The organism is Gluconobacter sp., assembly GCF_047722525.1.
In the GTDB taxonomy this organism is placed as follows: Bacteria; Pseudomonadota; Alphaproteobacteria; order Acetobacterales; family Acetobacteraceae; genus Gluconobacter.
On record NZ_JBDNYY010000002.1, the window covers coordinates 260,514 to 275,311 of the forward strand.

The 14,798-nt window shown below is 61.7% G+C and carries 16 protein-coding genes; 5 read left to right on the top strand and 11 right to left on the bottom strand.

The window, feature by feature from the left end:
• Positions 1-26: 26 nt before the first annotated feature.
• Positions 27-314, top strand: a complete 288-nt coding sequence (locus ABF859_RS03255; RefSeq protein WP_062457645.1) for a DUF1330 domain-containing protein — start codon at positions 27-29, stop codon at positions 312-314.
• 3 nt (positions 315-317) lie between these two features.
• Here ABF859_RS03255 and ABF859_RS03260 read toward each other — a convergent pair whose 3' ends face one another.
• Positions 318-1,544, bottom strand: coding sequence for a threonine ammonia-lyase (locus ABF859_RS03260; protein ID WP_415526068.1), 1,227 nt, complete (start codon positions 1,542-1,544; stop codon positions 318-320).
• Positions 1,544-2,017 carry a transcription elongation factor GreA gene (gene greA / locus ABF859_RS03265; protein ID WP_415526070.1) on the bottom strand — a complete coding sequence of 158 codons (474 nt, stop codon included), beginning with the start codon at positions 2,015-2,017 and terminating at the stop codon, positions 1,544-1,546. Before greA ends, ABF859_RS03260 begins: the two co-directional genes overlap by 1 nt.
• Before the next feature lie 166 nt (positions 2,018-2,183).
• Between greA and ABF859_RS03270 the strand changes: the two genes are divergently transcribed.
• Together ABF859_RS03270 and ABF859_RS03275 are read left to right on the top strand one after the other, a co-directional pair.
• Positions 2,184-2,705, top strand: coding sequence for a hypothetical protein (locus tag ABF859_RS03270; RefSeq protein WP_415526072.1), 522 nt, complete (start codon positions 2,184-2,186; stop codon positions 2,703-2,705).
• Complete coding sequence (locus tag ABF859_RS03275; protein ID WP_415526074.1) at positions 2,705-2,911, top strand: helix-turn-helix domain-containing protein; 207 nt, start codon at positions 2,705-2,707, stop codon at positions 2,909-2,911. Before ABF859_RS03270 ends, ABF859_RS03275 begins: the two co-directional genes overlap by 1 nt.
• Here ABF859_RS03275 and ABF859_RS03280 read toward each other — a convergent pair.
• The 3 genes from ABF859_RS03280 to carA all read right to left on the bottom strand — a co-directional run bounded on the left by ABF859_RS03280 (position 2,898) and on the right by carA (position 8,168).
• Positions 2,898-3,389, bottom strand: coding sequence for a hypothetical protein (locus ABF859_RS03280; RefSeq protein WP_415526076.1), 492 nt, complete (start codon positions 3,387-3,389; stop codon positions 2,898-2,900). The genes ABF859_RS03275 and ABF859_RS03280 overlap by 14 nt on opposite strands.
• A 132-nt stretch (positions 3,390-3,521) precedes the next feature.
• The gene (carB, locus tag ABF859_RS03285) at positions 3,522-6,776 is read right to left on the bottom strand and encodes a carbamoyl-phosphate synthase large subunit (RefSeq protein WP_415526078.1); all 3,255 of its coding nucleotides are present in this window, start codon (positions 6,774-6,776) and stop codon (positions 3,522-3,524) included.
• A gap of 3 nt (positions 6,777-6,779) precedes the next feature.
• Positions 6,780-8,168: a glutamine-hydrolyzing carbamoyl-phosphate synthase small subunit gene (gene carA, locus ABF859_RS03290; protein ID WP_415526080.1), complete on the bottom strand. Its 1,389-nt coding sequence runs from the start codon at positions 8,166-8,168 to the stop codon at positions 6,780-6,782.
• Positions 8,169-8,416: 248 nt separating this feature from the next.
• Here carA and ABF859_RS03295 point away from each other — a divergent pair, with 248 nt between their 5' ends.
• Entirely contained in the window at positions 8,417-8,872 is a 456-nt protein-coding gene (locus ABF859_RS03295) for a GatB/YqeY domain-containing protein (protein ID WP_415526082.1), read from the top strand.
• Positions 8,873-8,942: 70 nt separating this feature from the next.
• Here ABF859_RS03295 and ABF859_RS03300 read toward each other — a convergent pair whose 3' ends face one another.
• Positions 8,943-9,086: a hypothetical protein gene (locus ABF859_RS03300; protein WP_415526084.1), complete on the bottom strand. Its 144-nt coding sequence runs from the start codon at positions 9,084-9,086 to the stop codon at positions 8,943-8,945.
• 206 nt (positions 9,087-9,292) lie between these two features.
• Positions 9,293-9,604, bottom strand: a complete 312-nt coding sequence (locus ABF859_RS03305; protein WP_415526086.1) for an insulinase family protein — start codon at positions 9,602-9,604, stop codon at positions 9,293-9,295.
• A 163-nt stretch (positions 9,605-9,767) separates the two neighbouring features.
• Between ABF859_RS03305 and ABF859_RS03310 the strand changes: the two genes are divergently transcribed.
• On the top strand, positions 9,768-10,730 hold the full coding sequence (locus ABF859_RS03310; protein WP_415526088.1) for a cation diffusion facilitator family transporter: 963 nt from the start codon (positions 9,768-9,770) through the stop codon (positions 10,728-10,730).
• A gap of 61 nt (positions 10,731-10,791) precedes the next feature.
• Here ABF859_RS03310 and ABF859_RS03315 read toward each other — a convergent pair whose 3' ends face one another.
• The 4 genes from ABF859_RS03315 to adhP all read right to left on the bottom strand — a co-directional run bounded on the left by ABF859_RS03315 (position 10,792) and on the right by adhP (position 14,792).
• Entirely contained in the window at positions 10,792-11,172 is a 381-nt protein-coding gene (locus ABF859_RS03315; protein ID WP_415526090.1) for a hypothetical protein, read from the bottom strand.
• A 77-nt stretch (positions 11,173-11,249) separates the two neighbouring features.
• Positions 11,250-12,629 (bottom strand): sensor histidine kinase, encoded by a 1,380-nt coding sequence (locus ABF859_RS03320; protein WP_415526092.1) that lies wholly within the window; start codon positions 12,627-12,629, stop codon positions 11,250-11,252.
• A 124-nt stretch (positions 12,630-12,753) separates the two neighbouring features.
• Positions 12,754-13,737, bottom strand: coding sequence for a zinc-dependent alcohol dehydrogenase family protein (locus ABF859_RS03325; RefSeq protein ID WP_415526094.1), 984 nt, complete (start codon positions 13,735-13,737; stop codon positions 12,754-12,756).
• Between the two features lie 23 nt (positions 13,738-13,760).
• A complete protein-coding gene (gene adhP / locus ABF859_RS03330; protein ID WP_415526096.1) occupies positions 13,761-14,792 on the bottom strand; it encodes an alcohol dehydrogenase AdhP in 1,032 nt (343 codons plus the stop codon).
• Positions 14,793-14,798: the final 6 nt, after the last annotated feature.

Here is a 14,798-nt window from a genome sequence, read left to right on the forward strand (position 1 = left end):
GAGGCTCATCCAGAAGGGAGCATTCCATGCCTGCCTATGCCGTATTCATTCGTGAGAAACTGACTGACCCGGCCGAATTCAAGAAATATTCGGAAGTGGTCGGGGAAACCTTCAAGGGTTTTCCAGCTAAGATCCTGGCCGCCTATGGGAAGCAGGAAAAGCTTGAAGGGACTGAGCCCGATGGTGTGGTGATCATCGAGTTTCCGGACGCAGCCTCGGCGCGGGCCTGGTATGAGAGCCCGGCCTATCAGAAGGCCGCCGCGCATCGCTGGAAAGCCGGACCTTACAATGTCGTCATCGTGGACGGGCTCTGAAGGTCAGTCCCGCCGGACGATGTAATGCCGTGCCAGATCGGTCTCGATCTGGTGGGCATGTTCGGTATCGCGGGCTTCCACCATTACCAGTAGTTCGGCAGTCTGAACGGACGGAGACGCGAACAGGCGATGATGGGAGACTTCAATGATGTTTCCGCCGTAATTGCCGATGCGGGCCGAGATGTCCGCCAGCATGCCTGGACGATCCGGGATCTGGAAAATCAGGCGCAGGATCCGCCCGTCCCGCAGAAGGGAACGTAGGATCGTGTTGGCAAGGATGCGGGCGTTGATGTTGCCGCCTGACAGGGGCAGGGCAACACGGCGGCCCTTGAACAGTTCCGGATAGGCCAGAACGGCAGCAAGGCCGGTCGCGCCTGCACCTTCACAGACCTGCTTGGCCTTTTCGGCCAAAGTCGTGATGGCGCTTTCGACCTGAAGCTCGCTGACGACGAGAATTTTCGAAATCTTGTTGCGAAAGGCGTTCAGGCAGTGATCGCCAAGCCTTGTGACGGCGATCCCTTCTGCGATGGTCGATCCGCCCTGCGTCGGGCCGTCTTCCTGCGGATAGTTGGATAGCGAGGCATAGGCCTCGACCTGTACGCCAATGACCTCGACATCCGGGCGAAGCGCCGCCATGACGGTGGCAAATCCACCGATCAGACCGCCGCCGCCCACGGGCACGACGACCGTATCGATTTCCGGAGCATCTTCCAGAAGCTCCAGCGCGGCCGTGCCCTGACCGGCGATGACGGCCGGGTCATTGAACGGGTGAACGAGAACGCGACCGTCCTGTTTCTGGAGTTCGGCAGCCGTTTCGCTGGCCTGCGCGAAATCGTCTCCGGCGAGCACGACATTCGCACTCCAGGCCTGCGTTGCCGCGACCTTGGTGGCTGGCGTGAAGCGCGGCATGACGATCGTGGCGTCAATGCCGAGAAGACTGGCCTGACGGGCCACACCCTGTGCGTGATTGCCTGCCGAGACGGTAATGACGCCGCGTGCCCGTTCTTCCGGCGTCAGGAGGGCCATCTTGTTGGCCGCTCCCCGCTCCTTGAAGGAGCCGATCGCCTGAAGGTTTTCGAGCTTGAGCGTAATCTCCGCGCCTGTCAGCCGGGAAAGGGCCGGGCAGGCGATGGTCGGCGTGCGGACCACTGTGGACGCGATACGCTCATGGGCGCTTTCGATATCCGCGATGGTCACGACAGGGGTGGTGGACGTCAGGACGTCAGACATCAGCGATATGAGACCTTGAGGATTTCGTAGGTCCGGTCCCCACCCGGGGCGGGGACGGACACGGTGTCACCGACATCCTTGCCGATCAGCGCCTTGGCCAGCGGGGAGGAAATCGAGATCAGGCCCTGTTTGATGTCGGCTTCATGGACGCCCACGATCTGATACAGCGCTTCCTTGTCGGTCTCTTCATCGACGAGCTGGATATGGGCGCCAAAACGGACGCGCGTTCCGGTCAGTGTCGAGGGGTCGATCACCTCGGCATTGGAGACGATGCTTTCCAGTTCCAGAACCCGGCCTTCGATGAAGGACTGGCGGTCACGGGCAGCGTGGTACTCGGCGTTTTCGGACAGGTCACCATGTTCGCGGGCTTCGGCAATGGCGCGGATGACGGCGGGGCGGTCAACGCTCTTGAGGGTCCGCAGCTCGTCTTCGAGACGCTGCTGTCCCTTCGCGGTCATGGGGATCTTCTGCACTCTGAAATCCTCGGAAAAAGCGTGACTGAAATTGAATGAATAGCCAGACAACATAGGATTTCAGGGGCTTTTGTGCAAGGTGGCGTATTTTTATTTATCGAAAAGCGATAAAATTCTTGGCAGATGATGGCTGTCTGTGTTTATCGTTTTTCGATAAGGAGGCATTATGAAGAAAATTGATACCCTGCGCCGTGTTCGTCAGATCCTGCGTTTTCTCTCCGGCATCTCATCAGCGTTGTTCTGGAGCGAATTGGTGCTGTTGACAGCCGTTCTTGTTCTCACACCGATGCTTTACGTGTTGTGGAACAAGACGCCTCACTCTTTATCGCAGGAAGAAAAGGACGTATTCAGTTTGGTAATGGGAGTTATTGGGCTCTATTTTTTAAAAAATATTTTCAGAAATTCTATCCGTATTATTGACAATGTTCTTTTGGGAAAGATTTTTTCACAAAATAATTCTATGATTATTTGGAATATTTTTAGAAAAATCGTTTGCTTTGTTTGTATTGGTTTTTGTGGGGATGTGCTTTCAAGTCTCTTTGATCCTGCAACATATGGTCCATTCTCATGGACTTCCTCTCTTTCGGACCTTGCTGATTTCGCGCTGTGTCTGGGGCTGCTTTATCTTATCGCCTTACTTTTCGAGATGGGTGTTCAGCTTCAGTCCGAAATGGATGAGGTCATCTGATGCCCATCCATGTCAACCTGGATGCGATGCTGCGTGAGCGCGGCATGACCCTGACCGAACTGTCGGAACGGGTCGGGCTGACGCTGGCTAACCTGTCCATCCTCAAGACCGGGAAAGCCAAGGCCGTCCGGTTTTCCACGCTTGAGGCGCTGTGTCGTGTGCTGGACTGTCAGCCCGGGGACATTCTGGAGTTCAGCGGGGACTGAGCGGCTTCTGTGACAGGCGCAGCCACCCGAAGGCCGCGCCCAGTCCGATCAGGAAAAAGACCGACATCTTCAGACTGATGAGGAAGCGTTGGCCGAGGCCGATATGAACCGATGTCTCATTGGTGTCCCACAGGTCGGGCACGCCGAAGGTATGCGGATTGTTGCTGTGAATGACGCCGTGAGACAGGTAGTGCCGCATCAATTCATGTGATGAGAGAACGCCCTGATGAAAATGGACCAGCGTCAGGGTGATGCACAGCACGGCCAGTCCGGCAGGCCCTGCCCGGAACGATGTCCCGTCAAGGCAACGCCAGACCAGTTTCATCTGGAGAGCCAGGACGGCGAGGAAAAAGATCAGCAGGAGCGGGGTCGGAAGTGTCAGCCAGATGCCGATCTCGATGGCGAGTATGGCGGCGACCGAAAGGTAAAGCGTCAGATCGGTCTGGAGAGGGAAGCCATCGAGGGCGTTCTTGATCATGTCGCAGATCCTGAAAATCCGTCCCCATGACGGTCTGTCGTCAGTTTATCGGGTTCCTGGGGGCGGTGAAAGGACCGCCGGAACCGCTTTCTCCGTTTTCGGAAAGCGGTTCCGGACGGAGCCCGGAAAGGGTCAGAACGCGCCCTTGAAGTAGGACTGGAGCGGGGCGACCCCCAGATTGTCTTCCTTCATGACCGCGATGGCGTAAGTTGCCGCGCGGGCACCGGCGATTGTGGTGTAGTGCGGGACGCCCATGGTTAGGGCGCTACGACGGATCTCGTAGCTGTCTTGCGCGGCCTGACCGCCCTGCGAGGTGTTGATGACCATCTGCACATCACCTGAGCGGATGGAATCCACGCAGTTCGGACGGCCCTGCATCACCTTGTTCACGCGCTGCACGGGAATGTCGGCCGCTTCCAGACGTGATGCCGTGCCGCTTGTGGCGAGGATCGTGAAGCCCATGGCCACAAGTTTGCGGGCTAGTGGCTGGACATGCGCCTTGTCGCTTTCACGCACCGAGAGGAACACCGTGCCCGCAAGCGGCAGCTTTACGCCCGCAGCAAGCTGGGACTTTGCAAAGGCGCGCTCGAAGCTGGAATCCAGACCCATGACTTCGCCCGTGGAGCGCATTTCCGGGCCGAGGATCGTGTCGGCATTGGCGAAGCGATGGAACGGGAAGACGGCTTCCTTGACCGCGACATGCGGGGAAACCGCGCCGCCATTGAGCTGGAACTCGGTCAGTTTCGCACCCGCCATGACGCGTGCGCCGATCTTGGCAACCGGAACGCCGGTCGCCTTGGCGACGAACGGTACGGTCCGCGATGCACGCGGGTTCACTTCGAGAACGAAGACTTCCTGGTCCTTGATGGCGTACTGCACGTTCATCAGGCCGCGGATGCCCAGTTCGCGGGCCATGGCTTCGGTCTGCGAACGCAGTTCCGTCACCAGTGCCGGGGAGAGCGTGTAGGGCGGCAGGGAGCAGGCGGAATCACCGGAATGGATGCCGGCTTCCTCGATATGTTCCATGACGCCTGCAACATAGACGTTCTCGCCGTCGCAGATGCAGTCCACGTCCGCTTCGATGGCGTCGTTGAGGTAGTGGTCGAGCAGGACGGGGCCGGTCGAGACTTCCGGACCTGCGGCGCGCAGGACTTCGTTGAGGTAGCGCTTGAGGCCCGGCTTGTCATAGACGATTTCCATCGCGCGGCCGCCCAGAACGTAGGACGGGCGGGCGACGACCGGGTAGCCGACTTCTTCCGCGATCTTCTCGGCTTCCGCCGGGCTGCGGGCGATGCCGTTGCGCGGCTGGCGCAGGCCGAGCTTGCGGAGCATGGTCTGGAAGCGCTCGCGGTCCTCGGCGCGGTCGATCGCGTCGGCAGGGGTGCCGAGGAGCGGGATACCGGCGTCTTCAAGGGCGCGGGACAGCTTGAGCGGGGTCTGGCCGCCGTACTGCACGATGCAGCCCAGAACCTTGCCGCCCTTGGCTTCGGTGCGGATCAGGGCGATCACGTCTTCGGCGGTCAGGGGCTCGAAATACAGGCGGTCCGAGGTGTCATAGTCGGTTGAGACCGTCTCGGGGTTGCAGTTGACCATGACCGTTTCGAAACTGGCTTCGCGCAGGGCGTAGGCGGCGTGGACGCAGCAATAGTCGAACTCGATGCCCTGACCGATGCGGTTCGGGCCCCCGCCGAGGATGATGATCTTGTCGCGGTTCGTCGGGCGGCTTTCGCATTCCGGCGTGCCGAACCCGCCTTCATAGGTCGAATACAGATAGGGCGTGTCGGACGCGAATTCGGCGGCGCAGGTGTCGATCCGGCGATAGACAGGCGTGACAGCCAGTTTTTCACGCAGGGCTGCGACATCCGTGACGCTCTGACCTGAAAGGCGGGCAAGCTGGACGTCTGAGAAGCCCTGAGCCTTGAGGCGGCGCAGATTGTAGGCGTCCGTGGGCAGGCCGTTCTTTTCGATCTCGCGCTCGGAGGCCACGATGTCTTCGAGCTGGCGAAGGAACCACGGCTCGAACTTGCAGGCCTGGTTGATCTGCTCGACGCTCAGCCCGGCGCGCAGGGCCTGTGCTGCCATCAGGATGCGCTCGGGACGCGGCTCGGCCAGGGCGGCGAGATAGGCGTTGTGCGAACCATCGCCGGGGGCTTCGACCGGATCGAGGCCGGTGAGGCCCGTTTCCATCGAGCGCAGGCCCTTCTGGATGGCTTCGGCGAAGGAGCGGCCAACCGACATGGCCTCACCCACCGACTTCATGGACGTCGAGAGCAGCGCTGGGGAGCCGGGGAACTTCTCGAAAGTGAAGCGGGGGATCTTGGCGACGACATAGTCGATCGTCGGCTCGAAGGAGGCCGGGGTCGTTTTCGTGATGTCGTTCTTGAGTTCGTCCAGCGTGTAGCCGACGGCCAGCTTGGCGGCGATCTTGGCGATCGGGAAGCCGGTGGCCTTCGAGGCGAGTGCGGAGGAACGGGAAACACGCGGGTTCATCTCGATGACGACCAGGCGGCCATCGGCGGGGTTGACGCCGAACTGCACGTTGGAGCCGCCGGTCTCGACGCCGATCTTGCGCAGGCACGCGATCGAGGCGTCCCGCATGCGCTGGTATTCCTTGTCGGTCAGCGTCAGTGCGGGGGCGACGGTGATGGAGTCACCGGTATGGACGCCCATCGGGTCGATGTTCTCGATGGAGCAGATGATGATGCAGTTATCCGCGGTGTCGCGGACGACTTCCATCTCGTATTCTTTCCAGCCGAGGACGGATTCTTCGATCAGGACTTCGGTTGTCGGGGAGGCATCGAGGCCGCCCGTGACGATCTGGTCGAACTCTTCACGGTTGTAGGCGATGCCGCCGCCAGCGCCGCCCATGGTGAAGGACGGGCGGATGATGGCGGGCAGACCGACATCGGCCAGGGCCGCGCGGGCTTCTTCGAGCGTGTGGGCGATGGTGCTGCGGGGGCTTTCGATCCCGATCTCGTCCATGGCTTCGCGGAACTTCTGGCGGTCTTCCGCGCGGTCGATGACCTCTGCGTCCGCGCCGATCAGTTCCACGTTGTGCTTTTTGAGGAAGCCGGACTTGTCGAGCGCCATGGCGGCGTTCAGGGCTGTCTGGCCACCCATCGTCGGCAGGACGGCGTCGGGCTTTTCCTTGAGGATGATGCGCTCGACGAATTCCGGCGTGATCGGCTCGATATAGGTCGCATCCGCCAGACCGGGATCGGTCATGATGGTGGCGGGGTTCGAGTTGATCAGGATGACGCGATAGCCTTCCTCACGCAGGGCCTTGCAGGCCTGTGCGCCGGAATAGTCGAATTCGCAGGCCTGTCCGATGACGATCGGGCCAGCGCCGATGATCAGGATGGACGAGATGTCTGTCCGTTTTGGCATGGCTCAGGCTCCTGCGTTCGTGCTGTTGGCGGCGCGACGGTCCATGACCGCGACGAAACGCTCGAAAAGATAGAAACTGTCGGACGGGCCGGGGCTCGCCTCGGGATGGTACTGGACGGAGAAGGCGTCTTTCGTGGTCGAGGCGATGCCTTCGTTGGAGCCGTCGAACAGGCTCACATGCGTCACCTTCACATCGGTGGGCAGGGACTTCTCGTCCACGGCGAAACCGTGGTTCTGGCTCGTGATTTCCACGCGGCCGGTCTCGACGTCCTTGACCGGCTGGTTGGCGCCGCGATGGCCGCGCTCCAGCTTGTAGGTCTTGCCGCCCAGAGCCTGTGCGAGAAGCTGATGGCCGAGGCAGATGCCGAAGACGGGGACGTTTGCGTCCAGCACTTTGCGGATGGCGGGGACGGCATAGGTGCCGGTTGCGGCCGGATCGCCGGGACCGTTGGAGAGGAACACGCCTTCGGGCTTGAGTTCCAGGATTTCTTCGGCGGTGGCCGTGGCGGGCAGCACGGTGACGTCACAGCCGGCGGTCACGAGGCAGCGCAGGATGTTGTCCTTCGCACCGTAATCCATGGCCACCACGCGGCGGCGGTTTTCGCGCACGGGCTTTGTGGAGTGCCACACGCCTTCGGTCCAGACGCGCTTGGGCCGTGTCACTTCTTTGGCGAGGTCCATGCCTTCGAGGCCGGGCCACTGGCGGGCGCGGTTCAACAGACTGTCCGTGTCGATACGGCCGTGTTCCGGGAAGGCGAGGATGGCGGTCTGCGGGCCGTTGTCGCGCAGGGTGCGGGTGATGGCGCGGGTGTCGATGCCGCTGATGCCCGCACGGCCATGATCGCGGAGCCATGCGGCGAAGGGCTCGTGGGAGCGCCAGCTTGCCGGGGCGGTGATGTCTTCCTTCACGACGGCGCCGAGGGCGGCCATCTTCGGGGCCTCGTTGTCATCGGCGTTGGTGCCGACATTGCCGATATGCGGGAAGGTGAAGGTCACGAGCTGGCCGGCGAAGGACGGGTCGGTCAGGGTTTCCTGATAGCCGGTCATGCCGGTGGAGAAGCAGAGCTCACCGACGGCGCCGTCTGTGTGGGCACCGAAGCCACGGCCCCACAGGACCGTCCCATCGGCAAGGACAAGGGCGGCGTTGGCGCCGGGAGGGCAGGGATTGGACACGTCCGTCTCTCTTTCTTGTTCTTGCTGGGTTTCAGTCGTGGTGAGGTCTGCTGTCAGATCCTGCAGGGCGATTCCCGGCACGCGCAGCAGGGCTGGCCAGTGCTTGGTCGGGACCATGCGGGACTGACGCCACTTGCGGACGGCTTCCAGTCCGACGCCGGCAAGAGCGGCGATCTCGTCCGCGCCTCCGGCTTTTTCGATGATTCTGTCGATGTCCATGGTCGCCCCGTTGCTGGCTGCCGGATGTACTCTGAAGCCTCTGAATAAGGGATCGGAAACGGAATGGGAAGTTTTTTCCCACTGCCTGTTTTGCGGTTCGAGTTGGGTTGGGAAGTTTTTTCCGAATGGCTTGTTTTGCGGCCACAGGGGCTGCCGGATTGTTGCAAACCGGCTTTTGTGCGATTTTGCCGCCATTCAAGGAATGAGGGGCCGCTCCTTTGTGGGTTGCCCGATGAAGGAGAACGGCGATGTCGCTTCGCAAGCAGATCATGGACGACCTCAAGACAGCCATGAAGGCCGGTCAGTCCGAGACGGTGGCCCAGATCCGGGGGATTACGGCCAAGATCAAGGATCTGGACGTTGCCGCTCGCGCCAAGAGCGCGGAAGTGACGGATACGGACATCATTTCCGCCCTGCGCTCCATGATCAAGTCCCGCACGGAGTCCGCCACGATGTATCGTGAGGGTGGCCGTCCGGAGCTGGCGGAAAAGGAAGAGGGCGAGATCGCGACGATCAAGTCCTACCTGCCGCCGGAACTGGACGAAGGTCAGCTCAAGGCCGGGATCGAAGAGGCCGTGAAGAAGACCGAAGCGGCTGGCATGAAGGACATGGGCAAGGTCATGGCCGCGCTGAAGGAGCGTTTCGGCGCGGATCTGGATCCGGCAAAGGCCAGTGCGCTGGTGAAGGCGCATCTTTCGGCCTGATCCGTCGATCAGTCGCATGATGGAAAGCCGCTCCTCCGGGGGCGGCTTTTTTATGTGTTCGGCTCTGGGACTATAGCCGGGGGCCGTGAATGAATGTCGAAAGCTGCCCCGGATGGATTTCACGGGCGAAAAGGTCACGGATCCGGGTCAGAGTGGTGGAGAGGACGGTTTCGGTGTTGCGGTTGGGCTGATCCAGCGGAAGGTCGTCGGTCACAAGGGCGAGATCCGCGCGTGGAACCCCAATAGTGAGCGGGCGGCGGTCGAGACTTCCTGTTCGATGGCTCCGCGTTCGTGTGTCTAGTGGGCGGGATCGAGCGGCAGGTCGTGCATCCGGTCGGCTTCCAGAGGCAGGATCACACCCAGATCGGCCGGGGGGATGTTGAAGACGTACGGCCTGTGGCCGTAGGGCGTGAATGCATTTCAGGAGCCGCCGCTGGCCTGACCGATGGGGTTCAGTTGATCGCTGTTGAGATTGGGCGTTCCGCGGAACATCATGTGTTCCAGGGCGTGTGCGGTGCCGGGAAAGTCTGCTGGCGCGGTGGTTGATCCGGTCTGGTTGACCAGTCGGGTTGCCCCCATGGGGGCAAGGGCATTGCGCACGATGACAACCCGCAATCCGTCGGGCAGTGTCGTCTGGAGAACGTTGCCCTTCGCGAAGGCTGGAATCATCGCGCCCAGCGTGGCGCAGAGGCAGACCAGACCGAGCGGAATCGTCCGGTGCCAGCGTGTCATTCGGTCATGTCCTTTCCTGATGCTTCCGGAATCGCAACATTCGATACGGTTTGATACAATCGGGGCGAAATGTGGGGTTGGGGCGTTGGGTGGGTGGATTTGACAGCGCGGGGGTTGAGGTCATCACTCTGTCCGGTCAGGCAGGAAACAGGAACGAAGCAGTATGTCGGCAGGCGGTTCAACGAAGGTCGTTTTCATTGCGCTCGGGGTCAATCTCGGGATCGCCTGTGTGAAAGGAGCTGCTGCCCTCCTGACGGGGTCGGCTGCCATGCTGGCCGAGACGGTTCATTCCTTTGTGGACTGCGGCAATCAGATCCTGCTGCTGGTGGGCATGAAGCGCGCCGAAGCGCCAGCGACGAAGGAGCATCCGCTTGGACATCACCGGGAGCTTTATTTCTGGACGCTGGTGGTGGCAGGCGCGCTGTTCGTGGGGGGCGGTGTGGCCTCGCTGCATGAGGGGTGGGAGAAGGTCTGGCATCCTGCGGCGATGGAGTCAGTGCATGTGCTGGGGCATGTCTTTCCCGGCTGGTGGCTGAACGTTGCCATTCTCGGGATTTCGGGATGTCTGGAAGGGTATGGCTTTGTGGCGGCGATGAAATCCCTGCCATCCGGGAAGGGATCCCTGTGGAGCCTGATCCGCCGCAGTACCGATCCGGGGTTGTTCGTCGTGCTGTTCGAGGATGGGGCAGCGCTGGTCAGTCTGATGATCGCGCTGGCCTTTACCGTGCTGTCCGTCGTGACGGGGTGGCATGTTCTCGATGGAGTGGCGTCGCTGCTGATCGGGGTGGTTCTGGTCGTTGTCGCGGTTCTGCTGACGAACGAGACGCGCTCCCTGCTGGTGGGAGAAAGCAGTCCGGAAATCGATGCCTTTGTCCGGGCGGAAGCGGTGAAGCTGCCGGGTGTGGTGGGGGTCAACGAGGTCGTGACAGAGACGCGGGGGCCAGGGAGCATCATCGTTCTGCTGTCTCTGGACTGGGACGATACGTTGACCGCCGGGCAGGTGGAGCGGGGCGTTTCGGCCCTCGAGCGTCTGACGCGGACCCGTTATCCGTCGGTGCTGCGGATGTATGTCGAGGCGCAGGACAAGCGGGACAGTACTCCGGATATTGCCATGCAGCACCCCTGAACGCAGATCGGGCTCCCTTTCGGGAGCCCGACACTGTCTCAGCCGTAACGGACTGGAGGTGTTACTGCTGCGGCTGTGTGGCCGGAGCCGTGCTGGTGCCGGGAGCGGCAGAAGAGGCGCCGGGGTTGGTCATCTGGCCCGGGGTTGTGGAATGCTCGACGTCGTAGGCCGTGGCCTTCTCTTCATAGGATCCCTTGGCGCCCGGATGTTCCTTGTCATACAGGGCTGCCTTGGCGCGGGCTTCCTTGCGATAACGGTGACGGACATACATGCCGGTCACGCAGCCGCCCATGGCGCCGAGGACACCGTGATGGTTGGCGACATGGCCGCCAACGGCACCGGCAGCGCCGTATTTGAGGCAGCCGCCCGGTTCTGCTTCGGCTGTCGTGAGTGACGTTGCCAGCAGGCCGGTTGCGGCTGCAAGCATCAGGTACTTTTTCATGAACGCTTCCTGTTTTCCAAAGCTGCCGGAGCACCCGGTAGCAGAGAGACGGGTACAAGCATGCCTCAGCCGTGCTGTCAGAACAACAGGGAGGGCAGGCGCACGACATTTTCGGCCGGGGCGCGGAAGGTCCAGATGGTGCCGTCCGGTTCATGGGAGCAGGAACTGCTGGCCCCGGGAATGGAGCGGGGATTATGTTCGATCACGATCGATCCGAAGCCCCGGCGTTCCGGCAGGGTGACAGTCGGGCCACCGTTTTCCTTCCAGCACATGCAGAATATCTGCTTGCCGTTCTCTTCCTGAAGGTTCCAGGTGATCGTGATGGTGCCGGTGTCGTTTGAAAGGGCACCGTATTTGATGGCGTTTGTGGTCAGTTCGTAGATGGCCAGACCGATGCGGTCGGCGGTTTCGGGAACGAATTGCAGCGCGGGATCGCCTTCGATCCGCAGGCGCGTGGCAGGGAAGTCACCGGCCACGACGGTCTGGGAGGTGACGACGTCGTGGACCGTGGCGCCGGTCCATTCTCCGTGGATCAGGAGATCCTGGCTTCTGGCGATGGATGTGATGCGTTCTTCCAGAACCCTGACGAACGGGGCCTGCGGGTCAGGGACGGTTCGACGGATCAGGGCCTGGAAAATGGCGAGCATGTTTTTCGAGCGATGGTTCAACTCGTTGAGCAGCAGCGCGATCCGCTGTTCGTTTTCACGCTGGGTCGTGATGTCTCGCGAGACGCAGAGGATGGCCTCGACGCTCTGGTCGGGCTTGAGGAGCGGGGTCAGCATGTTGTCCCAGTGCCGCGCGGACTGGCCGGGAAGCTGGCTGAGGCCCATGAAGCGTGCATTCTGTCCTGCCGCAGCCTCCCTGAGGGCGGCGCGTCCGGGTTCGTGGGCTTCGGTGGGAAGAAGGTTCAGCCATTCCATACCGAAACCGGATGCGCGGTCCACATTGAGGGCTTCGCAGCCGGCCGCGTTCATGTGGACCAGTGTGCCATCCGTCCGGATTTCCTTGATGCAGTCCACGCTGACATTGAGCATGCGATCGCGGATGTCGGCTTTCTGAAGCAGGTTTTCTTCGTGGCGTTTCTGCTCATCGATGTCGGTCAGGATGAGGATGCGCGTGGGATCTTCGCAACCCGCAGGTGCACGCTGAACGATGCGCAGGAGGAACCAGCGGTACTGTCCGTCAGGGGAGCGGATGCGGAACGTCGTGCTCTGTGAGGTGTCGGGGGATGGGCTTTCGCGGAGGGTGCGGGTGACGTCTGGCTGATCGGAGGGGAGGACGATTGGTAGCCATTTCGAGAAGGCGTCCGGGACGCCCAGAGCTGAGGCGTGCTGTTTCCAGGCCGTGTTGAAATGGCGGGGGCCCGTGCCGCCGGGGGAGTCCACGCAGATCAGGTCTGGAAGCAGGTCAAAGGCGAGATAGGAAACGTCTCGTGGCAGGGTCTGTGTCTGTCCCATATCTCTTTCTGACGGCAAGGCGCAGTATTGCGATGGTTTCAGGATCCATGCGCGATATGTGCGGTCGCGCCTTGCAGCATGTATCCCGAAAGTTTCCTTTTCTGAAACCCGCTTCTGACGCGGGTCAGGGCAGCAATACGGCGGCGCCGTCGAAACGGCCGTGCCGGAGATCATCAAGGGCCTGATTGGCGTCTTTGAGGGCATAGGGCGTGTTGGTCACCCTGATGCCGATTTCCGGGGCGATTTTCAGGAACTCCAGACCGTCCTGACGGGTCAGGTTGGCAACGGAGACGATTTCGCGCTCTTCCCACAATGCGTCGTAAGAAAAGGCTGGGATTTCGCTCATGTGGATGCCGCCGCACACGACTTTTCCGCCTTTTCGGATAGCCTTGAGACCGGCGGGGAGCAGGGCGCCGACGGGGGCGAACAGGATGACGGCGTCCAGCGGTTCGGGTGGGAGTTCGTCCGAGCCGCCAGCCCAGACGGCACCGAGGGAGCGGGCGAAATCCTGTTTCTGCGTGTCGCCGGGGGATGTGAAAGCATAGACGTCGCGGCCCTGCCAGCGCAGGACCTGCGTGATGATATGGGCCGCCGCGCCGAAGCCGTAGAGGCCGATCTTTTTGCCGTCCCCCGCCTTGTTCAGGCAGCGCCAGCCGATCAGCCCGGCGCAGAGCAGGGGAGCAAGGTCCTTGTCCTCGCCCTTGTCGCCCATCGGGAAGGCGTAACGGGCATCGGCGACCGTCATGGTCGCGTAGCCGCCATTGCGGGTGAAGCCTGTGAAAAGGGGATGGTCGCAGAGATTTTCCATCCCGTGCGTGCAGTAATAGCAGTGCCCGCAGGTGTGCCCGAGCCAGGGCACGCCGACCCTCTCGCCGACCGACAGACCTGTGACATTGCTGCCCAGTTTGTCAATCCGGCCGACGATTTCGTGGCCGGGGATGATGGGGAGGGTGGCGTGGGGGAGCTCGCCATCCACGACATGCAGGTCTGTCCGGCACACGCCGCAGGCGCCGATCCGGATGCGGATTTCATCCGGGCCGGGTTCAGGATCGGGGAGTTCGACCCATTCCAGAGGCGTGTGGTGGGCTTTGAGCTGCATGGCGAACATGGCGTGTTCTCCTTGGGCTGTTTTCAGGACCGGAAGTCGAGTACTGTGCGGCCTTCAAGGCGACCGTTCTGCAGATCGTCAAAGATCGTGTTGATGTTTTCAAGCTTGCCGGGGGTGACGACGGATTTGACCTTGCCACGGGCGAAGAAATCCATGGCTTCGATCATGTCCAGCCGCGTGCCGACGATGGAGCCACGGATGGTGGTGCCGTTCATGACCATGTCAAAGATGGAGACCGGGAAGTCGCCGGGCGGCAGTCCGTTCAGGACGATGGTGCCGCCGCGCCGGGCATAGCCCATGGCCTGCGAAAACGCCGTCCGTCCGACAGCGGTGACGAGGGCGCCATGTGCGCCGCCGATCTGCTGCTGGATGAACTTGGCCGGATCGGTGTCCTTGGCGTTGACTGTCAATGACGCGCCGAGCTTTTTGGCCGTGGAAAGTTTTTCGTCGTCGATGTCCACGGCGACGACATTCATGCCCATGGCGACGGCGTACTGCACGGCCATCTGGCCGAGGCCGCCGACGCCCGAGACTGCGACCCACTGGCCGGGTCGGGCTTCTGTCATTTTCAGGCCCTTGTAGACCGTCAGGCCCGCGCACAGGACGGGGGAGGCCCGAAGCGGGTCGATGGTCGAGGGCAGGTGGGCGACGTAGTTGGGGTCTGCCACGACGTATTCGGCGAAGCAGCCATTGACGGTGTAGCCGGTGTCGTCCTGCTTTTCGCAGAGTGTTTCCCAGCCGCCCAGACAGTGTTCGCAGTGGCCGCAGGCGGAATAGAGCCAGGGCACGCCCACGACATCGCCAACCTTGACGAAATTATCGACCTGACTGCCGACGGCGACGATATGACCCACACCTTCATGGCCGGGAATGAAGGGCGGGTTGGGCTTGGACGGCCAGTCCCCGCGTGCGGCGTGCAGGTCGGTATGGCAGACGCCGCAGGTATCGACCTTCACGAGGATCTGGTTGGGCTTGATGTCCGGAATGGGGAGCCGCTCGATGGTGAGCGGCTTGCCGAATTCACGGACGACGGCGGCGAGCATTGTATCAGCCATTGGGAA

What these genes read in the sequence shown, in the direction of transcription:
- ABF859_RS03320 (WP_415526092.1), bottom strand. Translation starts at nt 12,629, where the DNA reads ATGGGACAGACACAGACCCTGCCACGAGACGTTTCCTATCTCGCCTTT.
- carB (WP_415526078.1), bottom strand. Translation starts at nt 6,776, where the DNA reads ATGCCAAAACGGACAGACATCTCGTCCATCCTGATCATCGGCGCTGGC.
- adhP (WP_415526096.1), bottom strand. Translation starts at nt 14,792, where the DNA reads ATGGCTGATACAATGCTCGCCGCCGTCGTCCGTGAATTCGGCAAGCCG.
- ABF859_RS03310 (WP_415526088.1), top strand. Translation starts at nt 9,768, where the DNA reads ATGTCGGCAGGCGGTTCAACGAAGGTCGTTTTCATTGCGCTCGGGGTC.
- ABF859_RS03305 (WP_415526086.1), bottom strand. Translation starts at nt 9,604, where the DNA reads ATGACACGCTGGCACCGGACGATTCCGCTCGGTCTGGTCTGCCTCTGC.
- ABF859_RS03260 (WP_415526068.1), bottom strand. Translation starts at nt 1,544, where the DNA reads ATGTCTGACGTCCTGACGTCCACCACCCCTGTCGTGACCATCGCGGAT.
- ABF859_RS03275 (WP_415526074.1), top strand. Translation starts at nt 2,705, where the DNA reads ATGCCCATCCATGTCAACCTGGATGCGATGCTGCGTGAGCGCGGCATG.
- ABF859_RS03315 (WP_415526090.1), bottom strand. Translation starts at nt 11,172, where the DNA reads ATGAAAAAGTACCTGATGCTTGCAGCCGCAACCGGCCTGCTGGCAACG.
- ABF859_RS03255 (WP_062457645.1), top strand. Translation starts at nt 27, where the DNA reads ATGCCTGCCTATGCCGTATTCATTCGTGAGAAACTGACTGACCCGGCC.
- carA (WP_415526080.1), bottom strand. Translation starts at nt 8,168, where the DNA reads ATGGACATCGACAGAATCATCGAAAAAGCCGGAGGCGCGGACGAGATC.
- ABF859_RS03270 (WP_415526072.1), top strand. Translation starts at nt 2,184, where the DNA reads ATGAAGAAAATTGATACCCTGCGCCGTGTTCGTCAGATCCTGCGTTTT.
- ABF859_RS03280 (WP_415526076.1), bottom strand. Translation starts at nt 3,389, where the DNA reads ATGATCAAGAACGCCCTCGATGGCTTCCCTCTCCAGACCGATCTGACG.
- ABF859_RS03325 (WP_415526094.1), bottom strand. Translation starts at nt 13,737, where the DNA reads ATGTTCGCCATGCAGCTCAAAGCCCACCACACGCCTCTGGAATGGGTC.
- ABF859_RS03295 (WP_415526082.1), top strand. Translation starts at nt 8,417, where the DNA reads ATGTCGCTTCGCAAGCAGATCATGGACGACCTCAAGACAGCCATGAAG.